The 23,888-nt window shown below is 59.3% G+C and carries 19 protein-coding genes and 1 pseudogene; 10 read left to right on the plus strand and 10 right to left on the minus strand.

The annotated features are described in order from the left end of the window. Positions 1-73: 73 nt before the first annotated feature. Entirely contained in the window at positions 74-4,525 is a 4,452-nt protein-coding gene (gene gltB, locus LCH97_RS09815; RefSeq protein ID WP_227301561.1) for a glutamate synthase large subunit, read from the minus strand. Positions 4,526-4,782: 257 nt separating this feature from the next. Between gltB and LCH97_RS09820 the strand changes: the two genes are divergently transcribed. The 4 genes from LCH97_RS09820 (at position 4,783) to LCH97_RS09835 (ending at position 11,104) form a co-directional block, all read left to right on the plus strand. After that, on the plus strand, positions 4,783-6,234 hold the full coding sequence (locus LCH97_RS09820; RefSeq protein ID WP_227301562.1) for a phosphatidylserine/phosphatidylglycerophosphate/cardiolipin synthase family protein: 1,452 nt from the start codon (positions 4,783-4,785) through the stop codon (positions 6,232-6,234). 520 nt (positions 6,235-6,754) lie between these two features. Next, on the plus strand, positions 6,755-9,016 hold the full coding sequence (locus LCH97_RS09825) for an arginine/lysine/ornithine decarboxylase (protein WP_227301563.1): 2,262 nt from the start codon (positions 6,755-6,757) through the stop codon (positions 9,014-9,016). Between the two features lie 73 nt (positions 9,017-9,089). Further along, complete coding sequence (locus tag LCH97_RS09830) at positions 9,090-9,842, plus strand: ABC transporter substrate-binding protein (RefSeq protein ID WP_227301564.1); 753 nt, start codon at positions 9,090-9,092, stop codon at positions 9,840-9,842. Positions 9,843-10,102: 260 nt separating this feature from the next. Beyond that, positions 10,103-11,104: a Wzz/FepE/Etk N-terminal domain-containing protein gene (locus tag LCH97_RS09835; protein WP_227301565.1), complete on the plus strand. Its 1,002-nt coding sequence runs from the start codon at positions 10,103-10,105 to the stop codon at positions 11,102-11,104. A 172-nt stretch (positions 11,105-11,276) separates the two neighbouring features. Here the strand turns inward: LCH97_RS09835 and LCH97_RS09840 are convergent, their stop codons facing one another. The 9 genes and pseudogenes from LCH97_RS09840 to LCH97_RS09875 all read right to left on the minus strand — a co-directional run. Then, entirely contained in the window at positions 11,277-12,050 is a 774-nt protein-coding gene (locus LCH97_RS09840) for an ABC transporter substrate-binding protein (protein WP_227301566.1), read from the minus strand. Between the two features lie 11 nt (positions 12,051-12,061). Next, positions 12,062-12,850, minus strand: coding sequence for an ABC transporter substrate-binding protein (locus LCH97_RS09845; RefSeq protein WP_227301567.1), 789 nt, complete (start codon positions 12,848-12,850; stop codon positions 12,062-12,064). Positions 12,851-12,922: 72 nt separating this feature from the next. Further along, complete coding sequence (locus tag LCH97_RS09850) at positions 12,923-14,065, minus strand: PLP-dependent aspartate aminotransferase family protein (protein WP_227301568.1); 1,143 nt, start codon at positions 14,063-14,065, stop codon at positions 12,923-12,925. Positions 14,066-14,149: 84 nt separating this feature from the next. Then, positions 14,150-14,809 carry an amino acid ABC transporter permease gene (locus LCH97_RS09855; RefSeq protein ID WP_227301569.1) on the minus strand — a complete coding sequence of 220 codons (660 nt, stop codon included), beginning with the start codon at positions 14,807-14,809 and terminating at the stop codon, positions 14,150-14,152. A 63-nt stretch (positions 14,810-14,872) separates the two neighbouring features. Continuing rightward, the gene (locus LCH97_RS09860) at positions 14,873-15,652 is read right to left on the minus strand and encodes a transporter substrate-binding domain-containing protein (protein WP_227301570.1); all 780 of its coding nucleotides are present in this window, start codon (positions 15,650-15,652) and stop codon (positions 14,873-14,875) included. Between the two features lie 227 nt (positions 15,653-15,879). Beyond that, complete coding sequence (locus tag LCH97_RS09865; RefSeq protein WP_227301571.1) at positions 15,880-16,542, minus strand: IS3 family transposase; 663 nt, start codon at positions 16,540-16,542, stop codon at positions 15,880-15,882. Positions 16,543-16,563: 21 nt separating this feature from the next. After that, positions 16,564-16,656: a helix-turn-helix domain-containing protein gene (locus LCH97_RS18785; RefSeq protein ID WP_304956708.1), complete on the minus strand. Its 93-nt coding sequence runs from the start codon at positions 16,654-16,656 to the stop codon at positions 16,564-16,566. Positions 16,657-16,697: 41 nt separating this feature from the next. Next, positions 16,698-17,012 carry a DUF1153 domain-containing protein gene (locus tag LCH97_RS09870; RefSeq protein WP_227301572.1) on the minus strand — a complete coding sequence of 105 codons (315 nt, stop codon included), beginning with the start codon at positions 17,010-17,012 and terminating at the stop codon, positions 16,698-16,700. Between the two features lie 57 nt (positions 17,013-17,069). Next, positions 17,070-17,189: pseudogene (locus tag LCH97_RS09875) on the minus strand (transposase); the annotation flags it as partial. Between LCH97_RS09875 and LCH97_RS09880 the strand changes: the two are divergent. The 6 genes from LCH97_RS09880 to rstA all read left to right on the plus strand — a co-directional run bounded on the left by LCH97_RS09880 (position 17,155) and on the right by rstA (position 23,888). Further along, the gene (locus LCH97_RS09880) at positions 17,155-17,457 is read left to right on the plus strand and encodes a hypothetical protein (protein ID WP_227305433.1); all 303 of its coding nucleotides are present in this window, start codon (positions 17,155-17,157) and stop codon (positions 17,455-17,457) included. The pseudogene LCH97_RS09875 and the gene LCH97_RS09880 overlap by 35 nt on opposite strands. Positions 17,458-17,564: 107 nt before the next feature. Next, positions 17,565-18,722: an HD-GYP domain-containing protein gene (locus LCH97_RS09885; RefSeq protein WP_227301573.1), complete on the plus strand. Its 1,158-nt coding sequence runs from the start codon at positions 17,565-17,567 to the stop codon at positions 18,720-18,722. 3 nt (positions 18,723-18,725) lie between these two features. After that, positions 18,726-20,252, plus strand: coding sequence for a PAS domain-containing methyl-accepting chemotaxis protein (locus LCH97_RS09890; RefSeq protein ID WP_227301574.1), 1,527 nt, complete (start codon positions 18,726-18,728; stop codon positions 20,250-20,252). After that, on the plus strand, positions 20,245-21,462 hold the full coding sequence (locus LCH97_RS09895) for an HD-GYP domain-containing protein (protein WP_227301575.1): 1,218 nt from the start codon (positions 20,245-20,247) through the stop codon (positions 21,460-21,462). The genes LCH97_RS09890 and LCH97_RS09895 overlap by 8 nt, the downstream gene beginning before the upstream one ends. Positions 21,463-21,503: 41 nt before the next feature. Further along, the gene (locus tag LCH97_RS09900; protein WP_227301576.1) at positions 21,504-23,084 is read left to right on the plus strand and encodes a PAS domain-containing methyl-accepting chemotaxis protein; all 1,581 of its coding nucleotides are present in this window, start codon (positions 21,504-21,506) and stop codon (positions 23,082-23,084) included. A gap of 93 nt (positions 23,085-23,177) precedes the next feature. Continuing rightward, positions 23,178-23,888 carry a two-component system response regulator RstA gene (gene rstA / locus LCH97_RS09905; RefSeq protein WP_227301577.1) on the plus strand — a complete coding sequence of 237 codons (711 nt, stop codon included), beginning with the start codon at positions 23,178-23,180 and terminating at the stop codon, positions 23,886-23,888.

The following is a 23,888-nucleotide window of genomic DNA, read 5'->3' on the forward strand; positions in this document are numbered from 1 at the left end:
TGCCCTTGCGGCCAACCTTGGCCGCAAGGTGCTTTTATTGCTATCAAGGGGCGGACCAACCCGCCCGTCCCTATCAGTCTTTCAGCAGGCTTTCCAGCTTGGCTGCTTTAGGCTTCACCAGCCAGAAGTAGTCGACGTAATCGTCGAAGTTTTCCAGCATGGCACGGCCGGTTTCAGAACCGGTCAGCTCTACGTGCTTGGCGATCTTCTCCAGCAGGTAGGCACGGTACATGCCCATGGCTTCGCCGTTGATCAGGTTGATATCCACCAGCTCGTTGTTGAAACGGTAGGCAAACTTCTCGGCACGGTCGTATACGAAGGCAAAGCCCCCGGTCATGCCGGCGCCAAAGTTGTAGCCGGTTTCGCCCAGCACGATCACGCTACCGCCGGTCATGTATTCGCAGCAGTGGTCACCAGCACCTTCGATCACCGCCAGCGCGCCAGAGTTACGCACCGCGAAACGCTCGCCGGCCACACCGGCAGCAAACAGCTGGCCGCCAGTGGCGCCGTACAGGCAGGTGTTACCGATGATGATGGACTCGTCCGACTGGTATGCAGCGCCTTTTGGCGGGTAGATGGTCACGCGGCCACCGGCCATGCCTTTGCCCACGTAATCGTTGGCATCGCCTTCCAGCTCCAGGTGCAGACCTGGCGCGTTCCACACGCCAAAGCTCTGGCCGGCGGAGCCGGTGAACTTCACTTTCAGGCAGCCAAACGGCAGGCCGGCTGCGCCATGTACGCGGGCGATTTCGCCAGACAGACGGGCGCCGATGGAGCGGTGAATGTTCTCGATCGGGTAGCTCAGCTCCAGCATCTGCTTGTTGTTGATGGCCGGCAGCGCGTCCACCAGAATCTGCTCGGCCAGCTCGCCCTTGTCGAAGGACGGGTTGGAGTCACTTACGCAGAAGCGTGGCACGCTATCCGGCACCGTGCCTTGCGACAGCAGTGGCGACAGGTCCAGACGCTGCTGCTTGCTGGTTTTGCCGTCCTCCAGGGTGAGCATTTCCATGCGGCCGATCAGCTCTTCCATATTGCGCACGCCCAGCTTGGCCATCCACTCGCGGGTTTCCTGGGCGATGAACAGGAAGTAGTTCATTACCATTTCCGGCAAGCCAATAAAGTACTTGGAACGCAGCTTCACTTCCTGGGTGGCTACACCGGTGGCGCAGTTGTTCAGGTGGCAGATACGCAGGAATTTGCAGCCCAGCGCCACCATCGGCCCGGTACCGAAACCGAAGCTCTCGGCGCCCATGATGGCGGCCTTGATCACGTCGAGGCCGGTTTTCAGACCGCCGTCGGTCTGCACGCGGACGCGGCCGCGCAAGCCGTTGGCACGCAATACTTGCTGCGCTTCGGTCAGGCCCAGCTCCCACGGGCTACCGGCGTATTTCACGCTGGTCAGCGGGCTGGCACCAGTACCGCCGTCGTAACCGGAGATGGTGATCAGGTCGGCGTACGCCTTGGCCACACCAGCGGCAATGGTGCCCACGCCCGGCTCGGCCACCAGTTTTACCGACACCAGCGCCTTCGGGTTCACCTGCTTCAGGTCGAAAATCAGCTGCGCCAAGTCTTCGATGGAGTAAATGTCATGGTGCGGCGGCGGCGAAATCAGGCTGATGCCCGGCTTGGAGCAGCGCAGCTTGGCAATCAGCGGCGAAACTTTATCGCCCGGCAGTTGGCCGCCCTCACCCGGCTTGGCACCTTGCGCAACCTTGATCTGCAGCACTTCGGCGTTCACCAGGTAGTGCGGGGTCACGCCGAAACGGCCGGACGCCACCTGCTTGATCTTGGACATCTTCTCGGTGCCGTAACGCGCCGGGTCTTCGCCACCTTCGCCGGAGTTCGAGCGGCCACCCAGGCGGTTCATGGCGGTGGCCATGGCTTCGTGCGCCTCGGGCGACAACGCGCCCAGCGACATACCGGCAGAGTCAAAGCGTTTGAGGATGCTTTCCACCGGCTCCACTTCGTCAATGGCAATCGGTGTCACGCCGTCGAAATTCAGCTGCATCAGGTCGCGGAACATAGCCACCGGACGAGTGTTCACCAGCTCGGCATACTGTTTGTAGGCGTCGTAATCGGTGTTCTGTACCGCTTTTTGCAGCGTCATCACCACGTCCGGGTTGTAGGCGTGGTATTCCTCGCCGTGCACGTACTTCAGCAGACCACCGTGAGTCACCGGGCGCATCGGGTTGAAAGCCAGACGCGACAGCAGCTTCTGGTCTTCTTCGAAGTCTTCAAAGCTGGCACCCGAAATACGCGACACCGTGCCCTTCAGACACAGTTTGACCAGGTCTTCGTGCAGGCCGATGCCTTCGAACAGCTGGGCACCGCGGTAGCTGGCGATGGTGGAAATACCCATCTTCGACAGCACTTTCATCAGGCCCTTGTTGATGCCCTTGCGGTAGTGTTGCAGCGCTTCGTTCACGCGCAGGCTCACGTCGCCGGTGGCCACCAGGTCGACGATGGTCTGGTACGCCAGGTACGGGTAAACGGCGGTAGCGCCGTAACCCAGCAGGCACGCCATCTGGTGCGGGTCACGCACGGTGCCGGTTTCGGCGATGATGTTGGCCTTGCAACGCAGGCCAGCGTCGATCAGCGCGTGGTGTACGGCGCCGACGGCGAATAGCGCAGGAATCGGCAGACGGTTGGCCGCGATGGTACGGTCGGACAGCACCACGATCACGGTATCTTCCTGCACCGCCTCTACCACGTGCGCCGCCAGGCGCTCGATGGCTTGCTGCAGCGTGCGTTCGGACGGGTCGAAGCACAGGTCGAAGGTGGTGGTCTTCAGGTACGGCTCGGTGCGCGTGGTAATGCGGATAAACTTCTCGCGCGACAGTACCGGGCTGCGCACTTCCAGGCGTTTGGCGTGCTCGGCGGTTTCCTCGAACATATTGCGTTCGGGGCCGAACACGGTGTTCAGCGACATCACGATGGCTTCGCGGATCGGGTCGATCGGCGGGTTGGTCACCTGGGCAAACTGCTGGCGCAGGTAGTCAAACGGCGAACGCACCTTCTGGCTCAGTACCGCCATCGGGGTATCGTCACCCATCGAGCCTACGGCTTCCTGGCCGTCCTCGGCCAGCACGCGCAGAATCTGGTCGCGCTCCTCAAAGCTGATGTTGAACAGCTTCTGGTAGGTCAGCAGCTGCTCTTTCGGCCATGCCTCCAGGCCGGCATCGTCCTCGATGGACAGCTCCAGGCGCGAACCGGCGTCCTTGATCCACTGGCGGTACGGTTTGGCCGACTTCAGCTGCGCGTCGATGTCTTCCGGGTACAGGATTTCACCGGTTTGCAGGTCGGCGGCAAACAACTGACCCGGCTTCACGCGGCCCTTTTTCACCACGTCTTCCGGCTTGTAATCCCACACGCCCACTTCGGACGCGATGGTGAGGATGTTGTCTTTGGTCAGCACCCAGCGCGCTGGGCGCAGGCCGTTACGGTCCAGCATACAGCCGGCGTAGCGGCCGTCGGTCAGCACGATGCCGGCCGGGCCATCCCACGGCTCCATATGCATGGAGTTGAATTCGTAGAAGGCACGCAGGTCTTTATCGGTGGAATCCACGTTCTGCCATGCCGGCGGCACCAAGAGACGCAGCGCACGGAACAGCGGGATGCCGCCCATCAGCAGGCCTTCCAGCATATTGTCCAGGCTCATGGAGTCGGAACCGTCGGTCTGCACGATAGGGCGGATGGCGTCCATGTCGATGTGCGGCGAGGTCATGATGCGTTCGCGCGCGCGGGCCCAGTTGCGGTTGCCCTGTACGGTGTTGATCTCGCCGTTGTGCGCCAGGAAGCGGAACGGCTGCGCCAGCTTCCACTGCGGCCAGGTATTGGTGGAGAAGCGCTGGTGGAACACCGCCAGACTGGACTCGAAACGCGGGTCGGACAGGTCCAGGTAGAACTTGTGCAGGTTGTCCGGCGTTACCAGGCCTTTGTACGACAGCGTGTGCGGCGACAGGGTCGGCAGATAAAAATAAGGGTCGTCTGCCTTGTTGGCTTTTTCAGCCTGGCGACGACCCATATACAGGCGGCGTTGGAACGACAACTCGTCCATGCCGAAGGGGCAGTTAACGAATACCTGGTAGAAGCTGGGCAACGATGCCATTGCCTGCTCGCCACAGGCGCCGATATCGATTGGCACCTGGCGGAAGCCGGCCACTTCCAGGCCCTGGGCTTCCAGGAATTCTTTCAGCCGGTTGCGGCTGCGCTCGCCCTGGGCGGCGTCGGGGTGGGCAAACACCAGACCCGCGGCATACACTGCCTTCAGGGCAAAGCCGGCTTCGGCGGCAACTTCACGCAGGAAGCCGTCCGGCTTGCGGAACAGCAAGCCACAGCCGTCACCCGATTTGCCGTCGGCAGCCACGGCGCCACGGTGGGTGAGTTTGGCCAAGGAGGATATGGCGGTATTGACCAGCCAGTGCGATGGCTTGTCGTCCAGTTGGGCGATCAGGCCGAAACCACAGCTGTCTTGTTCGAAATCCGGGCTGTATAAAGTGCCCTCCAGCCAGCGCTGTCTGTCCATCTTTTGTCCCTGCTTATAATGTGATGCGAATGTTTCGATTCTAAGGTCAAGAATACTGACCCTGCAACCGCTTTTTGTGCGACGCATTATCATTTAATAAACAATAACTTACTGTAATTTTGCCACTACAAAATGCGGGATTACCCGTATCACTCTTTATAATTTGGAGACGCCAACATTCAAAAAAACGACTTGCCTCCCACCACAGCAAAACCCTACAAAATAATGAATTTTTAATACTGTCAGACAATAAACAAATGACATCACCCCACGCTAGCCCGAACCCCAGCTCATTGTTTCGCCAACTGGCAGAACAGGCACTGGCGCGCTCGGCTGGCGCACCACTGGTCGCCGGGAACCAGATAGCGGTGTTGTTTGATGCCGAAGCCAATTTCCAGGCGTGGTGGGACAGTATTGCCGCGGCACAACACAGCGTGCTGATAGAAATGTACCTGTTTGCCGACGACGAATTTGGCCAGCAACTGCGCGGCTTGCTGCTGGAGCGCCTGGCTCATGGCGTGCAAGTGTATGTGTTGTACGACTGGCTAGGCTGCTGGCGGGAACACTACCGCGGCTTTTTCAAACCGCTACAGCAGGCCGGCGCCCAGGTACGCGCCTGGCAAGCACCGGGCTGGGCCAGCGGCCTGAGCCTGCTGGGGCGCGACCATCGCAAACTGATCGTGGTGGATGGCGATACGGCGTTTATCGGCGGCCTGTGCGCCAGCTCGCGCTGGCAGGACTGGCGCGATACCGGCTTGCGCTTACGCGGCCCGCTACTGGCCGACGCCATGGCGGCCTTTGCCGACAGCTGGGCGGCATGTGGCGAGCCCTTACCCGCGCTTGCGGCCAACCTTGCGGCGGCAGGCCAGGTCAGCGCCAGGCTGATCGCCACCACGCCCTCTACCGCCAAGCTGATGCGGCTGGATTTGCTGATTGCCGGCTTTGCCCGCGAACGGCTATGGCTGACCGATGCCTACTTCATGGGCACGGGGGCTTATCTGAGCGCCTTATGCAATGCTGCCCGCGACGGGGTGGATGTGCGCCTGCTGGTGCCGCGCAGCAGCGATATCGGCTGGATCGCCACCGTATCACGCACGCTGTACCGCCCGCTGCTGGAAGCCGGGGTACGGGTATTCGAATGGAACGGGCCCATGATCCACGCCAAAACCGCTGTAGCGGATGGCCGCTGGGCGCGCATCGGCTCTACCAACCTTAACGTGTCCAGCTGGCTGGCCAACCGCGAGCTGGATCTGGCGATAGAAGATGCCCAGCTGGCAGCCCAGATGGAAACCCGCTTTCTGCAGGATATCGATCACGCCACCGAGGTGGTACTCAGTGGCATGCACAAGCGGCCGGCGCTGGCCAAGCCGCGCCAGCAAGGCCCACGCCTGCCCTTGCGCCAGCACGCGGCCGCCAGCGCCGCAGCCGCCGCGCGGCAAGCGGCCCGGTTGGGCGAGGTTCTGGACACCGCCGTACGCGGCACACGCAATGTCGAAGATAGCGAAGCCAGCGCCTTTGCCAGCATCGCGCTGGTGCTGCTAGCGCTGGCCGCCGCCATTCTGTGGCAACCCTATCTGGTGGTGATACCGCTAGCGCTGGTGCTGGTGCTACTAGGTGGCAGCGTACTACTGCGCGCCTTGCCTCGGCTCTGGCGGCGGCGCCAGCGCAGCACGCCTAAAAGCGGTACGCCACCCGACGCCACACCGTAGCAAACACTTGTTTGCGCACGTCTTTTTGATCAAATATATTTGATTACCTTGCAGCGGCAGCCTGGTACGAAAAACTTTTTCTGCCTGTAATACTGCCGTGCAACATAAACGCCCACAATGCCGCTACAATGCGCGCTTTCTTGGGTTATTCGAAGGTGTTTTCCGTTGCGGCCAACCTCAATCAAGGCCACCCGGACGACAACACCCTAAGCCGGCAGACGTGAAGGAGGCGAGCCTCCCAGTGCGGACCGCGGTGCAAAGCGCCCCTTTGTTCCGTCGTGCCTTGGCATGGCGGATAAACAATCGCGCCTCAAGGCCAGCCATCCAGGGCGGCGGCATCACGTCGTACGTACAGAACTGTGCCCCAACGCGCACCGAGTGACACTTCCGGCCCCCGCCGCGAAGGCCAGCTTTGGCGTTACAGGTGCTCACGCCGCCGCACCCGGCGTGGTTCACGCGCAGCCCAAGCGGCCCCACGGCAGCCTGATGTGTCCGAGTTAACAGTCACAAGGACTCAGGTATGCGTTTTCACTTTCCCATCGTCATCATCGACGAGGACTTCCGTTCCGAGAACACCAGCGGTTCCGGTATCCGTGAATTGGCCGCCGCCATCGAAGCGGAGGGCATGAGCGTTATCGGCTACACCAGCTACGGCGACCTCACCTCGTTTGCGCAGCAGCAAAGCCGCGCCGCCGGCTTCATCCTGTCTATCGATGACGAGGAATTCCACACCGACGACTCGGCCGAAACCGCGCTGGGCGGCCTGTACGGCTTTGTGGCGGAAATCCGCCGCCGCAACCCCGACATCCCGGTGTACCTGTACGGCGAAACCCGCACCGCGCGCCACATCCCGAACGACATCCTGCGCGAGCTGCATGGTTTCATCCACATGCACGAAGACACGCCGGAGTTCGTGGCACGCCACATCATCCGCGAAGCCAAATCCTATCTCGACAGCCTGGCGCCGCCATTCTTCCGCGCGCTGGTGAACTACGCTTACGACGGCTCCTACAGCTGGCACTGCCCGGGCCACTCCGGCGGCGTGGCGTTCCTGAAGAGCCCGGTCGGCCAGATGTTCCACCAGTTCTTCGGTGAAAACATGCTGCGCGCCGACGTGTGCAACGCGGTAGACGAGTTGGGCCAGCTGCTGGACCACACCGGCCCGGTGGCCGCGTCCGAGCGCAACGCCGCGCGCATCTTCAGCTGCGACCACCTGTTCTTCGTGACCAACGGCACCTCCACCAGTAACAAGATCGTGTGGCACAGCACCGTCGCCGCCGGCGACATCGTGCTGGTAGACCGCAACTGCCACAAATCCAACCTGCACGCCATCATGATGACCGGCGCCATTCCGGTGTTCCTGATGCCCACGCGCAACCACTACGGCATCATCGGCCCGATTCCGAAAAGCGAGTTCTCGCTGGAAAGCATTCGCGCCAAGATTGCGGCCAACCCGTTCGCCCGTGAAGCGCTGGCCAAGAACCCCAATACCAAGCCGCGCATCCTCACCATCACCCAGTCCACCTACGATGGCATTTTGTACAACGTAGAAGAGATCAAAGGCATCCTGGATGGTGAAGTCGACACCCTGCACTTCGATGAAGCCTGGCTGCCGCATGCCAGCTTCCACGACTTCTACGGCGACTTCCACGCCATCGGTGAAGGCCGCCCGCGCTGCAAGGAATCGATGATTTTCTCCACCCAGTCCACGCACAAATTGCTGGCCGGCATTTCACAAGCCTCGCAGATCCTGGTGCAGGACCCGGAGAACCGCCAGCTGGACACCATGAGCTTCAACGAAGCCTACCTGATGCACACCTCTACCAGCCCGCAGTACGCCATTATCGCCAGCTGCGACGTGGCCGCGGCCATGATGGAGCAGCCAGGTGGCCAGGCGCTGGTAGAAGAGTCGCTGGTCGAGGCGCTGGACTTCCGCCGCGCCATGCGCAAGGTGGACGAAGAGTACGGTGAAGACTGGTGGTTCCGTGTGTGGGGCCCGGACGCCCTGTCCGACGACGGCATTTGCGACCCGATCGACTGGACGCTGAAACCGGAAGACAGCTGGCACGGTTTTGTCGGCATCGAAGACGGCTTCAACATGCTGGACCCGATCAAGGCCACGCTGCTGACCCCGGGCCTGTCGCTGGACGGCAGCTTCGAGGAGCTGGGCATCCCGGCGGCCATCGTCACCAAGTACCTGACCGAACACGGTGTGGTGGTGGAAAAAACCGGCCTGTACAGCTTCTTCATCATGTTCACCATCGGCATCACCAAAGGCCGCTGGAACACGCTGATTTCGCTGCTGCAACAGTTCAAGGACGACTTCGACAAGAACCAGCCACTGTGGCGCGTGATGCCGGAGTTTGTCGCCAAGTACCCGCAGTACGAGCGTGTGGGCCTGAAAGACCTGTGCCTGAAGATCCACAGCCTGTACCGCGAGCACGACATTGCCCGCCTCACTACCGAGATCTACCTGTCCGATATGGAGCCGGCAATGCGCCCGGCCGACGCTTTCGCCAAGATGGCACACCGCGAGATCGAGCGCGTACCGGTAGAGGCACTGGAAGGCCGCGTTACCGCGGTACTGCTGACCCCGTACCCGCCGGGCATCCCGCTGCTGATTCCGGGCGAAGTGTTCAACACCACCATCGTCGACTACCTGCGCTTTGTGCAGGCCTTCAACAGCCAGCTACCCGGCTTTGAAACCGACGTACACGGCCTGGTGGCGACGCTGGTCGACGGTAAAAAAGTGTATTGCGTGGATTGCGTCAAGGCAGGCTAAGCCGACAGGCGTACAATCAAGGCGTACAGGCGCTGCCCTGTGCGCCTTTTTTATTTTTCCGGCCATGTTGTAGATGCTGATTCGCCTGCTGCCACTCTTGTTGCCAACCTTGCTGCTATTCGCCCCTTCAGCCCAGGCACAGACCGCGCTGCAGGCATACAGCATGCTCTACCCGCCACTCCATATGGGCCCCGGCAGTGGGCAGAAACCCGGCATCGCCGACGAGCTGGTACTGCGTGCGGCCAACCTGGCCGGCGTCACCATCGAGATCCGTACGCTACCCTGGCGCCGGGCACAGCTGATGGCCAGCCAGCATCGCGATGCCTGCGTGTTTCCCCTTAGCCGACACCCCGCCAGAGAAAAGCAGTACCAGTGGGTGGGGCTGATCGCGCCGGGTCAGTTGCGCCTGTATAGCTGGGTGGGCAGCACACGCCTGGCAAGCCTGCAATCGGCTGCCGACGCACGTATTACCGTACTGGCAGGGTCATCGGCAGAAATACGCCTGCAACAACAGCGCCTGCCCTATAGCACAACCAATGTCGTCGCAGACGGCTTACGGTTGCTGCAGCTAGGCCAGGCTGACTATTGGGCCGTACATGATGTGGTAGCCCGCTACGAAGCCAGGCTCAGCCGCTTTCCTTTGAAAGCCGTGGCCAGCCTGGGCGAAGCCAACTCCTGGCTGGCTTGCCACCGGAATACCCCGAAAGCACAAGTCCAAGCGCTACAGCAGGCATTTCTGCAGCTACAGGCTCAGGGAGAGGCCGAGCGCATCATGCGAAACTATCTGGGTGACAGGCATGATGAGACCAAACCAGCTGCAGAGTAAGCCACAGGCGCGCTATAGCGTGGCTACACGCTACCGGCCCCCCATCATTCATGATGAAGACATCACGCAGCATGATGCGCACATCACCCGACTACGGTTGACATCATGCCTGCTCAGCCGCGGATAGCACGACAGACTGCCCGCAAACAGCCTTGGCCTTGCCTATTATATATACGCATGTTTTCGGTATAATCACTTACTTGAAACATGCAACTCATCGCGCTAATACGTGTTAACCAACAATAAAGCCGTATACCTCCATGACGCCATCCGAACACTACACAGAAGAACAAGACGAGTTTTCTCTCATTGAATTGCTTACCGTCCTGGTCGTATACCGCCGCCTGATTGCCGTCTGTATCCTGATATTTGCTGCCCTAGGGATGACCTACGCGTACGTAATCAAGACTCGCACCTTTACCGCCGCGGCGACCATTATCACGAACAAAAATAGTGACGTAGGTATCGCCCCGGAGACGATACTATCGCTGGCGCAAAGCGAAGGCATCAAACAGCCGTTGATCAAGCAGCTGGAAAAAGATGGCTTGATCACCGCCGCGGACATCATCAACGATCTGGACGGCACCTACACGGCCAGCCTGAATAACAAAACCAGCCAGATACAGCTCAGCCTGAAGCTGGACGATGCGGCAGCAGCACAAAAGAACATCAATAACACTGTAGAGTGCATTATTGCCGAAGCTAAACGGATGCAGCTCAGCACGGTCAGCCAGAAGATAAGCAAACTGGATGCTGCCAAAGCCGACGTAGCAGCTGAAATCGCTGCCATTGCCGTACCGGCAGGCAAAGCAGACATCGACCAGAATGAATTCCTGGCCTACGCTCTGCCGATTGCGGCGCTGGAATCATCGGTTATCCTGCAAGGCGGTGAGAAGCAATTAGTGCAGAAGATGCAAGAAAATGCGGTATCGCTGCTGCAAGGCGGCAAAGCAGGCAACGTGAGCGATAGACAGAAAAAAGACCTGTTTATTCATACCTACAAAACACTGGTAATACAAAATATTGACAGAGAGCTCAAGTCGCTGAAGCAGCAAGAGCAATCCATTGTCATTGCCATGCCGGCCGCCATCCCTAAAAAAGCAGACAAACCCGGTCGGGCACTGATCGCCCTGCTGTTCATCCTGGCCGGGGTCATGGTAGGTTGCTGTACGGCCTTTGTGCGCGCGGCTATCGAAAAAAGCCAGCACAACCCGGAAACGAAAGAGCAATGGCAACGCCTGAAAAATGCGCTACGCAGCTAACCTAAGCTGATAGCAAGCCATCACGGCAGCACCTTCGGGTGCTGCCATTTTCTTTCTGATGAGCCCGATGCATATCATTTTCGCCGCGCTGCATGCAACTTAGTCATTACAGGTGACTCAAGCAGGCCGCAAATGCAGCGCCAGCCAACCCAAACAATATCCGCCAGCCAAGCTAGCCATCGTTCAGCCGGGAAAAGGCCTGGTGATGGCTGCCATCCTGCACCAGCTTGCGGTAGTGGTAGCGCAGGGTATTCACATATTCGTAAGAGGTCTTTTTGCTCGCGGCCAGGTACAGCGACATCGTCATCGGCAGCGGGTACAGCTGCCGAAACTGCCCACAATCCAGTTTGCTCTGGCGGCAATAAGTCTGCATGGCAATGCGGCTGACAGGCACCGCATCGACCATGCCACGCCGCAGCTTGAGCATGTTGACCTCACTGTTTTCTGACAGATCCAGGCCGCCTACAGAAGTAGGGCTCAGCTCGCTAAAGCCGTTTGCCTTGAGCCAGTCCAGGCGGATATCTTTGTTAATCACACCAATCCGCAGCTGCCTGGCTTGCGCCAGCGAATCCACTTGCGGCGTCTTGCGGCCAACCATGCCGTAAAGATAAATGCGCATATCGACCAGCTCGCCTATCCAGTGAAAGCTGGCTTCGCGCTCCGGCGTGCGTGCCAGAGCATAAATCAGTACATTCGGCGCGTGCTGGGCCAGTGCCAGGCTGCGCGCCCAAGGATAAACATGATGGGTATAGGGCAAGCCGGCGGCCTGCATCAGCTTGTCCACAAAAGGCAATACCGGGCCAGCCAGCTCGCCATCGTGCCAATAGGTAAAAGGCGGCGCATCCTCGGTTACCACGCGGAAAGTCGTGGCAGTGGCAGCTTGCGCCATGCTGCACGCACTCCACCAGCACACCGACAGCAACAGGCGCTGCGTCCATTTCTTCATGATCAAGCTCTCTACCGTACCAGCGCTACGCTAGCACCATCGATATACGGTGCCATCAAGCGTTGATAGCGACCACTACGGTTAAGACGATCGTACGCGCCACGCAGGGCTCGCACTACTGGAGGGGGCGTTTTCAAGCTAGCAGCCACGTACAAGTCCACACTGAAAGGCAACACCATGACACGGCGAAAACGGCTGCAGTCTACATTTTCGGTCAGGCAGAACGAGCGCAAGCCCACAGCCGAGGTGGGCACCATATCGACGCGGCCTTGCAGCAGCTTGCGCATATTGCTCAACCCATCGTTGGTAATATCCATACCGGTACGGCTATCCGCACTTACCTCGCGGATGCCCTGCTCACGCAACCAGTTGGCGCGCACATCATTGGCTGTCACACCCAGCCGGTAATTATGCAGATCGTCTACCGTGCGGGCACGGATATCCTGGCGTGTCTGTAGGGCATACATGGCGTACTGCACCGTCAGCAGTTTGCCAACCCAGTGAAACTGCGCCTCGCGCTCCGGTGTGCGTGCAATGGAATAAATCAGCACATTGGGCAGGCTGCTGGCCATCAGATAAGCCCGCGCCCATGGGTAGACCTGCTGACTGTAGCGTATATCCGCCTCGCGCAGTAGCTGGTCAATCAGCGGCGGGGCTTCGCCCTGCAACTGCCCCTGCCATACATAATGAAGCGGGCGCGCATCTTCGGTAACCACCACCATGGCAGGCAGGCTGGAAGCCTGCACCGTGGCCATTAGCATGCTGGCACCCAGCACCAGCCCTCGAAAAAGACGCTTCATGGCTACCTTGCTCGTGGACAATATTAGTTCATTATTGAACCAACACATCCTTTAGGCCAAGCTGCTTAACGATCAAGCCAAAGCCTGTGCCAGGTCGGCCAGGATATCGTCGATATCCTCGATGCCGATCGACAAACGCAGTTGCCCCTCACGTATGCCCAGCGCCGCTTTCTGTGCTGGCGGCATGCCACCATGCGACATGGTATAGCTGTGATTCACCAGCGACTCCACGCCCCCCAGCGACTCGGCCAGCATGAATAGCTGCAGGCGGCTGGCCACCCGGCTGGCGGCCTCGCGGCTGTCTTCCTTCAGGTAGATGGTGACGATACCGCCAAAACGGCGCATCTGGCGGCGGGCCAGCTCATAGCCCGGGTGGCCGGGCAAGCCGGGGAAAAACACATGCTCGATGGCCGGGTGCTGCTGCAGGTAAGCTGCCACCCGCTCGGCATTGTCGCAATGGCGCTCCATGCGCAGTGCCAGCGTCTTGATGCCGCGCAGGGTCAGGAAGCAGTCCTGTGGGCCGGGTACCGCGCCGGCGGCGTTCTGGATGAACTTGATGGCCTTGAACAGTGCCTCGTCATTCACGGCGACCAAGCCCAGCAGCACGTCGGAGTGCCCGCCCAGGTATTTGGTGGCCGAGTGCACCACTATATCAGCCCCCTGATTCAGCGGGTTTTGCAGATAAGGCGTGGCAAAAGTGTTATCCACTGCTACCTTGGCGCCGTGGGCGTGGGCAATGGCCGACAGCGCCGCCACGTCCACCAGGTTCAGCAGCGGGTTGGTCGGCGTTTCCAGCCAGACCAGACGGGTTTGCGAGCTAATCGCTGCGGTGAGGTTGGCCGCATCGCTCAGGTCGGCAAAGGTCACCTTGATACCCAAGGGCTGCATCACTTTGTCCAGGATGCGATAGGCACCGCCGTACAAGTCGGCTACCGCAATCACTTCGTCGCCCGGCTGCAAGGTAGCACGCAGTACCGCGTCGATAGCGGCCATGCCGCTGGCGAAGGCCAGGCCGTGTTGCGCATCTTCCAGCGCCGCCAGGTTGGCCTCCAGCGCGGCGCGCGTTGGTGTGCCGGTACGGGCGTAGGCAAAGTCCAGCTGCTCGCCTACCGCGTCGTGGGCAAACGCCGAGGTCTGGTAGATGGGCGGCATCACCGCACGGTTATGCTGGTGATAGTCGAAACCGGCATGTACAGCCTTGGTAGCAAATTTCATGGTCTTTATCCCTTGCGGCCAACCCTGGCCGGTATGCATTTGCCACGCCTGCCATGGCACAAACAGGCAGGCCGCGTAAGTGGCTTAACGTTGATAAGCTTTGGCGTAGTGCTGCTCCACACGCTTTTGCACACGCTCAAATAGCGCGCTGAGTACCCAGTAGAGGGCCGCAGCCATCAGGTACAGCGGCAGTGGCTGGAAAGTCTGCGCGATCATGTCCTTGGTAGCCATCATCAGCTCGGACACGGTAATCACCGACACCAGCGAGGTGTCCTTGATCAGCGAAATCAGACTATTGGCCAGGCTGGGTACCGCCAGGCGTATGCCCTGCGGCGCGATGATGTGGCGCATACTCTGCCACCAGCTCAGCCCCAGCGACTGCGCCGCATCCCACTGCCCCTTGTCCACGCCGGCAATGGCACCGCGCAAGCTTTCCGACAGGTAGGCAGCCACATTCAGCGTTAGCGCCAGCACACCGGCGGTCACCGGCTCGAATTCGATACCCACCGACGGCAGGCCATAGTAGATGACAAAAATCTGCACCAGCAGCGGCGTGCCACGCATGGCGCTGACGTAAAATGCCACCAGCGGCGCCAGTAGCGGCACTTTCGCCAGCCGCACCATGGCCACGACAAAACCCAGCGTCAGCCCCAGTACCATGGCACTCAGCGCAAAGAATACCGTCAGGCCAGCACCCTTGAGCAACACCGGCAGCGCCTCTTGCGCCAGACTCAACCATTCCATTCATGCTCTCCAAAACACAAACGCCCCTGCACACGGCAGGGGCGTGATATTCAAGCTGCAGGATTATCGCGCAGCTGGTGCTTTCGATACATCAATACCGAACCACTTCACCGAAATTTTCTTGAACGAGCCATCCTTGTGCAGCGCATTCAGGGCATTGTCGATAGCAGCCTTGAACTTGGGGTTGCCCTTGGCAAACGGAATGCCCATCTGCGTGGTGCCACCTACCGGCGCGCCGGCTTTCAGCGGCAGCTTGGCTTCTTTCAGCGCAAACGGAATCAGCAGGCTGTCGTTGATGGCAGCATCCACACGGCCCAGCGCCAGATCCTGGAAGATCTCGGCGGCAGACGGGTAGAACTTGGCGTCGATACCACCCTGCGCCTTCACCATATCAGCGTAGTTGCTGCCCTGGGTTACGCCCATCTTCTTGCCGGCCAGGTCGGCCAGGCCCTTGAAGGCGCGGGTTTCGTTCTTGCGCACGATCAGCTGCGCGCTGGAAATGGTGTACGGCTGCGAGAAGTCGAACACTTCCTTGCGCTTGTCGTTGATCGACACCTGGTTAAGCACCACGTCGAACTTGCCGCCTTGCAGGCCAGCCAGCAGGCCGCTCCACTCGCCGGTGGTGAATTCCGGCTTCACTTTCAGTTTCTGCGCCAGCGCGGTAGCCAGCTCCACTTCAAAACCAGTCAGCTTCTGGTCTTTGTCCTTGAAGTTGAACGGGGGATAGGTGCCTTCCAGCGCGATTTTCAGCGTACCGCGTTGTTGCACGGTATCCAGCAAGTCGGCAGCGTAAACGTTGGCCGCAAAGCCCAGCAGAGACAGGGTAAGAAGTGCTTTTTTCATGTTTGTTTATTCCTGATAGCTATTGATTTGGCAATCAATACAATGAAAGAAACTATAACAAAGCCGACTGTTTTGCTCCAGCATTGGCTTGGAACAAAAACCGCTAAGCAAATGAAAAAACCCGCCAGTTGGCTAATGCCAGTCAGTTAACGCTGACTGGCATTTTTCGTTGGATATTTGTGCGCCCTGTTCTTCACCATGTAATGACCCAGCCCTTTTTGCACAGGTCAGGCTGCTAATTGATACGCCATCGCTGGCGTCTTCACCCCCAAAGCCTGGTGCGGGCGTCGGTGGTTGTAAAACCCGATCCAGTCTGCAATAACCCGGCTGGCGTGCGCCAGGTTTTCAAAGCGGTGCCGATGCGCACACTGCTCTTTCAAGGTGCGGATCACCTGCTCCACCATGCCGTTCTGCTCCGGCGTGTACGGCGTGATGAACTCCTGCTGCAAACCGTAGCTTTTCACCAGTGCGGTATAGCTGCGGCTGGTAAACACCAAACCATTGTCACTGCGTAGCAGAAAGCGTTGCGGTACCCGGCCCAGGCAACCAAAGCGGTTGATCAGCGCGTGTTTCAGCGCCGACTCGGCCGTTTTGGACTTGCCACTTCGCGATAGATGCCAGCCCAGCAATTCCCGGGTGCAGCAGTCAATCACCAAGGCCAAATGGCACCAGCCATCCTTACCGGCCCAGATACGGCACAGGTCGGTGGCCCAGCGTTGATTGGGCTCGGCCGCCACCGATGGCAGGGCTTGCACACGCGGGCGGAAGCCGACCGGCCGCTTCTTCACCTGCCAGCCTTTGAGCTGGAAGATGCGCTGCACGGTGTTTTTGTTCATGCCCAGCAGGCCTGCTACGGTTCGGTAGCCGAATGAGGGATTCTCCTCAATCATCTCCTTGATCGGCTCGACCAACTACGGCTGCAGCTTGGGTGCAGCCTTCTGCGGGCGGTAGTACAGCGTGCGACGTGGCACGCCGAACCAGCGGCACAGCTTGCTGATGAGCACCTGGATGTCGTCGTCTACTAGTCCCTGCCGGACGAGGTGGACTACTTGTCGTCCTCGCCCAGCAGAGACTGCAGCTTTTTTCTGGCACGTAGCTCCAGCATGGCTTCGCCGTAGGCTTCCTGCAGTTCTTTGAGCTGTTTTCCGTACTGCTCGCGGATGTCCATCGGCTTGGCACGCAGGGCGTTTTCCATGCCGCGCTTGGCCTCATCGACCCAGATCTCGATCTCGGAAGGGGCCAGGTCGAAGGCGCGGGAGGCTTCGGCCACCGTGCGCTTGCCCTGAATGATCTCCATCACCAGCGCGGCTTTGCGCTTGGCGGTCCAGCGTTTGATATCGTCTTCCATGGTCATACTCATCACGTGCTCCTGTGTGAATTATGACCTGCACAGGTTTTTAGTGGGTCATTACAGTCACTTGTAGAACCTCGCGGAACTGATGCCGTGCTCTCGGCATAACTCCGGAACCGGCTTACCAGCCTCTCCCTGCTTGAGCACCGTAATGAGCTGGCTGTCCGAAAACCTTGATTTCTTCATCTGGCAGAACGTCCTCGATTCGAGAAAATTCTACGTCCAACGCCGCTGGTTTCCAGGGGAATTGCCAATATTGGCACCAGCGCAAGCTGCGTGCCCAGAGCGGAAGCTTTACCTACTGCCGATAAAAGTTGGTGTTCTGCTAGGAGAGTGCCTGCACAAGACAGGCATACCATTGGTCTGTATCAATTCAGAGACAGATGCAGCCATCACATTTGCCAGACCAGCAGCATTTGATCTGGGTCAAGCCTGTCCACAAAGCATCCACTAGCATTCGTTTCCCTATAAATATCGGCCAAATTTTCAACACCCTGTTAATACCAGATCAATAATCAAATAAATCATTAAAAATAAAGTAAGCATCATTTAGAGATATTTATGGCCCAACTCCTCCGCAAACTGGCGTTTGCAGACATACAGATGCACAAGCCTATCGACTACTCGATTTTCGACCGCTCGGGAAACCTGATCCTGCGCAAAGGCTTTGTCGTGTCCATGCCTGGCTTTGCCGACAAACTGGTAGAGCGGGGCTATTTCATTGGTATTTCCGAAGCGGGTGACTTGCCATCGGCCAAGGAAATCAAGGCCCGTGCGACGCGTCGCCCGGCAGAGCAAACCAGCGTATTCGTCGAGATGGCCAGCTTTGTCGAAGCCATCGCGCGGATCCACCGCATCATCCTGAGCCCACCCAATAACCTGGCCAATGTGGAAGAGCTGATGCGCAGCCGCGCCCACCAGTTGGTGGGGTTTATCCAGCATGACCCGGACGCGGTGCTGGCCGCTTTATATCTGCAACAACACGGCCAGGACCTGCGCGCCAACAAGCATGTACTGGGTGCCGCAGTGTGTTACATGCTGGCCAGCCAGATCTGCCAGGACGACACCGCCCTGGATTCACTCCTGTGCGCCGCCCTTACCCGGGACCTGGCGCTGTACCACTTCGATAAAGGCCTGGGTGCGCAAAAGGGCTTGGGCGAGCTGGAACAGCTGGCGGTATGGGAACACACCAGCACCACGGTCAAGTTACTGCAAAAGCACGGCATACAAGACAAACAGTGGCTGCTGCATGTTTACGAACACCATGAGCAGCCCAATGGCCGCGGCTATCCGCTAGGCAAAACGCGCGGCGAGGCCCACGAGCTATCCCTGCTGCTGGGGCTGGCCGACGCCTACGCCGGCATGACCATTGCCAATAAGTGGCGCCCCGGCATCTACCCTGCCAACACGCTGAAAGAGCTGTACCTGCAAAAGGACAGCAAGTATCTGGAAAACCATATCGGCTTGCTGATCAAGAAACTCACACGCTTTCCCGCCGGTACCGTCGTAGCGCTGCAAAGCGGCGAGATCGGCGTGGTGAAGAACACGAACTACACCCGCAAGAGCCCGATGGTGTACTCCATCATCGACGAAAAGGGCTTCCCCCGCAGCGAACCGACCCCGCGCGATACCCTGAATACCAAGTACGAAATCAAAGGCTGCATTTCACCGGAGCGGTGCAAAACCGCGCTGCTGGCTATCAAACGGATCTGGATGTAAGACATGAGCGACATCGAATACAAGGTTCCCCTCCACACCGCCATCGTGTCCAAGACCGATCTGAGCGGCATGATTACCTATGCCAATGACGCCTTTATCGCCATCAGTGGTTTCAGCCGCGAAGAGCTGATAGGCAAACCGCACAATATCGTGCGTCATCCGGACATGCCCGCCGCCGCCTTTGCCGACCTGTGGGCAACAGTAGAGCAAAACAAACCCTGGCGCGGCATTGTCAAAAACCGTACCAAAGACGGCGGCTTCTACTGGGTGCAGGCAACCATCGTGCCAATCCGCAAAGCCGGCAAAGTGGTGGGCTATATGTCGGTACGCTACGCCGCCAGCGACGAGCAAATCGAACAGGCCGCCCGTTTATACGCCCAGCCCGGAGCCAAACTGCCCAAGCAAGGGGGCCTGAAGCGCTTGCTGTCGATCAAGTCGGGCTATATCGCCGGCTCGCTGTTCGTGATTGCGCTGCTGATTACCGGTGGCATCCTCGGCATCGGTACCATCCAGCACAGCACCGAGCAGATCAACAAGGCCGACGGGCAATACCTGCGCAAGCTGGACGTGATCAGCCAGCTGGAAATCGACGCGACCCGCGCCCAGAGCGCCCCGATTGCCCTGCGCCAAGCCGGCATTGCACGGCTAGGCAGCCGCTATGCCGCCAACCCGCACACACCCGCAGATATCCGCGACCGCCTGAAAGGGCTGGATGCCCTGAACAATGCCGCCCGCCTGGCGCATAGCAGCGCGCTGGATGCCAGCCTGGAAAACCAGCTACAAGTACTGGTACAGCTGGCAGAGCAGAACCGGCTGCAGATACTGCGCCAGTCGGCGCAGGAGGTTGGCCGCATTAACCAGCGCAACGAGCAGATTGTGGATATCTCCTTGCTGGGCATCATCACGGGCATCATTACCGTGGTGGCCTTTGGCCTGGTCTTCATGCGCCAGATCGTACGTCCGCTGGATTCGGCTATCGAGAACTTCGAGAAAATTGCCGAAGGCGACCTGACCGGCGACGTGCCACTGGATGGTGCCGGCGAAACCGGCCACCTGCTGCGCTCCAGCGTAATCATGCAGATGCACCTGAAGGTGGTGATGGACGAGCTGAACCTGCTGGCAGGCCAGATCGACACCGCCTGCCTGAGCCTGAACACGGCGCTATTCGAGATCAGTGACCATTCCGAGGTACAGCACGACAAGCTGGAAGAAGCCAAGTCGTTCATGTCGCTGGACTTCATCTACGAGCTGTCCAACCAGCTGACCATGCTGGACGAGCTGCTGGCCGACAAGGAAGTTGCCCCGCAGGTAGCCGACTGCATTGCCAGCATCACCAACCTGAACCGGCTGCAAACCTTTGCCCTGGAAGACTTCCTGGACAAGATCGACCTGATCCTGAAGCTGATCGTGTCTAACCGCCAAGATACGCAGGAAGCGTATGCCATGTCGGCCAAACTGCACGAGGTGGCACAAACACTGAACACGCTGGTGAATTACTTCGTGCCGGACGGCAAGAAATACAATGCCTAAGCTACGCAAAATCCATATCGACCAGGCCATGGTAGGCATGTTTGTTGCCAGCCTGGATTGTGACTGGACTGCGCACCCGTTCTGGCTATCGCGCTTTTGCCTGCGTAATGCGGCGCAAATCGACATGCTGCGCCAGGAAGGCATACAGAGTTTTTATATCGATACCGAAAAAGGCCGGGATATTCCCCACGCCACCAGTGCGCCAGCCCCCGCCAGCAACACGGCTACGAAGAAAAGCCAGGTCCGCGCCACCCCACTAAGCCACGAGCTGGGGCTGGCGCGCGATATCGTGCTACGCACCGAAGCCATTACACAAAACCTGATGAAAGATGCCCGGCTGGGCCTGCGGCTGGATGTGGCGGCGCTGCATGGCATCAGCAGCGAGCTGTCCGGCTCATTGGACCGCAACGCACTGGCACTGCGCATGGTGGCGCAGATGTACAGCAAGGATGCCTATACCTTTCAGCACTCGGTCAGCGTGGCGCTGTTGTTGATGATCCTGCAGCACTATCAGGGCGCACCGCACGAGATCGTGGTCGAAGCAGGTATGGGTGGGCTACTGCACGATATCGGCAAGACCCGCATTCCCTTGCAACTCCTCAACAAGCCTGGCCGCCACACAGCAGAAGAGCGTCAGCTGATGCGCGAACACGTGCGCTTTAGCCAGCAGATTCTGGATGAAAACGGTATCCACTCGCCCATCATCCGCGCCATCGCCCTGCAACACCACGAGCGCTTCGACGGAACCGGCTACCCGCTGGGGCTAGCGGGGGGGGCCATCTCGGTATACGGCCAACAAGCCGCCATTATCGATGTATACGACGCGATTACCTCTGACCGCTGCTACCACAAAGGCCTGCCCGCCCCGGTAGCCATCAAGAAAATCTTTGAGCTGGGCAAAAACCACTTTGACCCGAAAGTCGTACGCGAGGTTGTGCACTGCTTCGGCATTTACCCGCCAGGTACCCTGGTACGCCTGGCAAGCGGCAAGCTGGCCGTGGTGAAACGCCACGCAGACGGCGACCTGACCCGCCCCGAAGTGGTGGTGTTCTTTGACACCCTGCGCAACCAGCGCCTCAAACCTGAAAGCATCAACCTGGCCATACGCTATGGCCCCCATGCCGACGATCATGTGGTGCACCACGAGGCCGCCGAGCACTGGCAAGCCCTGCTACCGGATATTCACCAGCTCTTGCTGGATAGCCCCTGACACATAGCCATCCCTTATTTCCCCTTACCGACCCGATCACCATGCGTACAAACTTGCCTGTCAGCCAGACCGAAATACCGTTTACCGAAGGCATCATCGTGACCCAGACCACCCTGGACGGCACGATTACCTATGCAAACGACCGCTTTGTGCAGCTCTCCGGTTTTAGCCGGGAAGAGCTGCTGGGCCAGCCCCACAATATCGTGCGCCACCCGGAAATGCCGCCCGTGCTGTTTGCCGACTTGTGGCATACCGTCAAACAAGGGCAATGCTGGCGGGGCTTGGTGAAGAACCGTACAAAATGCGGTGATTACTACTGGGTAGACGCTTTTGTCGTGCCGGTACTGGAAGGCGACAATATCACCGGCTATATGTCGGTACGCACCCCGGCCAGCCGGGCTGACATCCAGCAAGCCGAGCAAACCTATCCAGCCCTGCTCGCAGGTAAACGCTGGCAAAAACCACCCAAAACCGGGCGCCTCATGGTGTGGTTCCGCCCGCTCTACGTCACCTTGATGACACTGATGGTGGTGCTGGCCGGTGCCACGCATCCCGACCAAAGCGGTCTGCTGATCAGTGCACTAGGCATGGTAGCTACTGGCCTGTGGCTGGTGCTGGAGCGCCAGCGTAAGCAGCAGCAGCAAACCCTGCTGCAAGCCTGTCGCAATATTGCCCAGGGCAAACTCACCAACCCGCTGTGCATCAACCGTGCCGGAGATCAGGGCAAAATAGAGAACGCCCTGGCTTACATGCAGGTCAACCTGAAAGTCATGCTGGATAACCTGCAATGGACCGCTCACCAGCAGACCCGCAACACTCAGCAAGTCCAGGTCGCCGTAGGCGAACTGCTGGGGCATATTGATGAAAGTACTACCGCGGTTACCCAAATGGGCGCTGCGGTAGAAGAGCTTTCGGCCTCGATAGAGCAAGTCGCCTCCAATGCCGAACATACCGCGCGGCTAAGCCAGAATACTCGCCACGACCTGCAGCAAAGCGTAGAACAGATGGCCAGCTCGCAAAACCGCAACCAGGCGGCCGCCCAGGCGGTAGAAGAAGCACAGAACACCATTCGCGCGCTTTCCAGTGCCATCGGGAGTATTTCCCAGGTAACACAAACCATCCACGATATTGCCGACCAGACCAACCTGCTAGCCCTGAACGCTGCCATCGAAGCTGCCCGCGCGGGCGAAAGCGGCCGCGGCTTTGCCGTGGTAGCGGACGAAGTGCGCAAGCTGGCCGAACGTACCAGCCTGAGCACCGACGAAATCAAACACCTGGTCAGCAATGTACAGTTGGCCGCCAAAGGCACTGTCGATGCGATTGCTGCCATCACGCAGGAAACACGGGCCGGCGTGGAAACCGTACAGCAAACACTGACGCGGCTGGACGCCCTGCAGCAGGGCTCCGGCGAGGTGAACATGATGATGCAGGAGATTGCGGTAACCAATGCCCAGCAGTCTGCCACCGCCGGCCACCTGGCCGAACGCATGACACTGATCTCGGCCAGGTTCGATGCCTCGACCGAACAGATTGCCACGGCCAGACAAGCGATTGCCGGCCTGGCCAGCGAGGCCGCCCAGGTAGCCGCACTGGCCAGTGCCTTTGAGGTAGAAAAACGCTAATGCGTGCTTGTCCGGCCATCATGCTGTTACAGGCGCAGGCTTGCCCGGAAAAGCGCAGGCGGCGATACTCAGTTTTTTAGCCGACTGCGCCCCATGAAACACACCGTGCTTTTTGTTGAGGACGACGCCGAACTGGCCGCGCTGATGCGCGACTTTCTGGCGCGCCACGATCTGGACGTGATCATCGAGCCACGCGGAGATACCGCACTGGATGCCGTCACCCGTGTACAGCCTGCGCTGATCCTGCTGGATATCATGCTGCCGGGCAAAGATGGCCTGACGCTGTGCCGTGAGCTGCGGCCAACCTTTCACGGCCCCATCGTGATGCTCACCTCGCTGGATAGCGACATGAACCACATCCTGGGGCTGGAGCTGGGTGCGAACGACTATATTCTCAAAACCACCCCACCAGCAGTCGTAGCGGCGCGCCTGCGCGCCCAGCTGCGCCAGCACACGCCAGCGACAGCCAGCCCGCCCACCCCGTCCAGTCAGCCACAACGACTGGCATTTGGCACACTGATCATCGATGGCCCCTGCCGAGAAGTGTTGCTCGCTGGCGAACGTGTCGCGCTCTCGACATCCGACTTCGATCTGCTATGGCAGCTCGCCAGCCACGCCGGAGAAATCCAGGATCGCGACACCCTGTTACGCGTGATGCGCGGCCTGAGCTACGACGGCCTGGATCGCAGTATCGATATTGCCGTGTCACGGCTGCGTAAAAAGCTGGGGGATGATCCGCTTGCCCCGCAACGTATCAAGACAGTACGCAATAAAGGCTATCTATTCTCGCCGGCAGGCTGGTAA

The sequence above is a fragment of the Vogesella sp. XCS3 genome, from assembly GCF_020616155.1.
Lineage (GTDB): Bacteria > Pseudomonadota > Gammaproteobacteria > Burkholderiales > Chromobacteriaceae > Vogesella.

Coding starts and splice junctions, on each gene's coding strand:
- LCH97_RS09840 (WP_227301566.1), bottom strand. CDS start 12,050: ATGAAGAAATGGACGCAGCGCCTGTTGCTGTCGGTGTGCTGGTGGAGT.
- LCH97_RS09890 (WP_227301574.1), top strand. CDS start 18,726: ATGAGCGACATCGAATACAAGGTTCCCCTCCACACCGCCATCGTGTCC.
- LCH97_RS09825 (WP_227301563.1), top strand. CDS start 6,755: ATGCGTTTTCACTTTCCCATCGTCATCATCGACGAGGACTTCCGTTCC.
- gltB (WP_227301561.1), bottom strand. CDS start 4,525: ATGGACAGACAGCGCTGGCTGGAGGGCACTTTATACAGCCCGGATTTC.
- LCH97_RS09845 (WP_227301567.1), bottom strand. CDS start 12,850: ATGAAGCGTCTTTTTCGAGGGCTGGTGCTGGGTGCCAGCATGCTAATG.
- LCH97_RS09820 (WP_227301562.1), top strand. CDS start 4,783: ATGACATCACCCCACGCTAGCCCGAACCCCAGCTCATTGTTTCGCCAA.
- LCH97_RS09835 (WP_227301565.1), top strand. CDS start 10,103: ATGACGCCATCCGAACACTACACAGAAGAACAAGACGAGTTTTCTCTC.
- LCH97_RS09880 (WP_227305433.1), top strand. CDS start 17,155: ATGAGCTGGCTGTCCGAAAACCTTGATTTCTTCATCTGGCAGAACGTC.
- LCH97_RS09860 (WP_227301570.1), bottom strand. CDS start 15,652: ATGAAAAAAGCACTTCTTACCCTGTCTCTGCTGGGCTTTGCGGCCAAC.
- LCH97_RS09830 (WP_227301564.1), top strand. CDS start 9,090: ATGCTGATTCGCCTGCTGCCACTCTTGTTGCCAACCTTGCTGCTATTC.
- LCH97_RS09850 (WP_227301568.1), bottom strand. CDS start 14,065: ATGAAATTTGCTACCAAGGCTGTACATGCCGGTTTCGACTATCACCAG.
- LCH97_RS09870 (WP_227301572.1), bottom strand. CDS start 17,012: ATGAGTATGACCATGGAAGACGATATCAAACGCTGGACCGCCAAGCGC.
- rstA (WP_227301577.1), top strand. CDS start 23,178: ATGAAACACACCGTGCTTTTTGTTGAGGACGACGCCGAACTGGCCGCG.
- LCH97_RS09885 (WP_227301573.1), top strand. CDS start 17,565: ATGGCCCAACTCCTCCGCAAACTGGCGTTTGCAGACATACAGATGCAC.
- LCH97_RS09865 (WP_227301571.1), bottom strand. CDS start 16,542: ATGATTGAGGAGAATCCCTCATTCGGCTACCGAACCGTAGCAGGCCTG.
- LCH97_RS09900 (WP_227301576.1), top strand. CDS start 21,504: ATGCGTACAAACTTGCCTGTCAGCCAGACCGAAATACCGTTTACCGAA.
- LCH97_RS09895 (WP_227301575.1), top strand. CDS start 20,245: ATGCCTAAGCTACGCAAAATCCATATCGACCAGGCCATGGTAGGCATG.
- LCH97_RS09855 (WP_227301569.1), bottom strand. CDS start 14,809: ATGGAATGGTTGAGTCTGGCGCAAGAGGCGCTGCCGGTGTTGCTCAAG.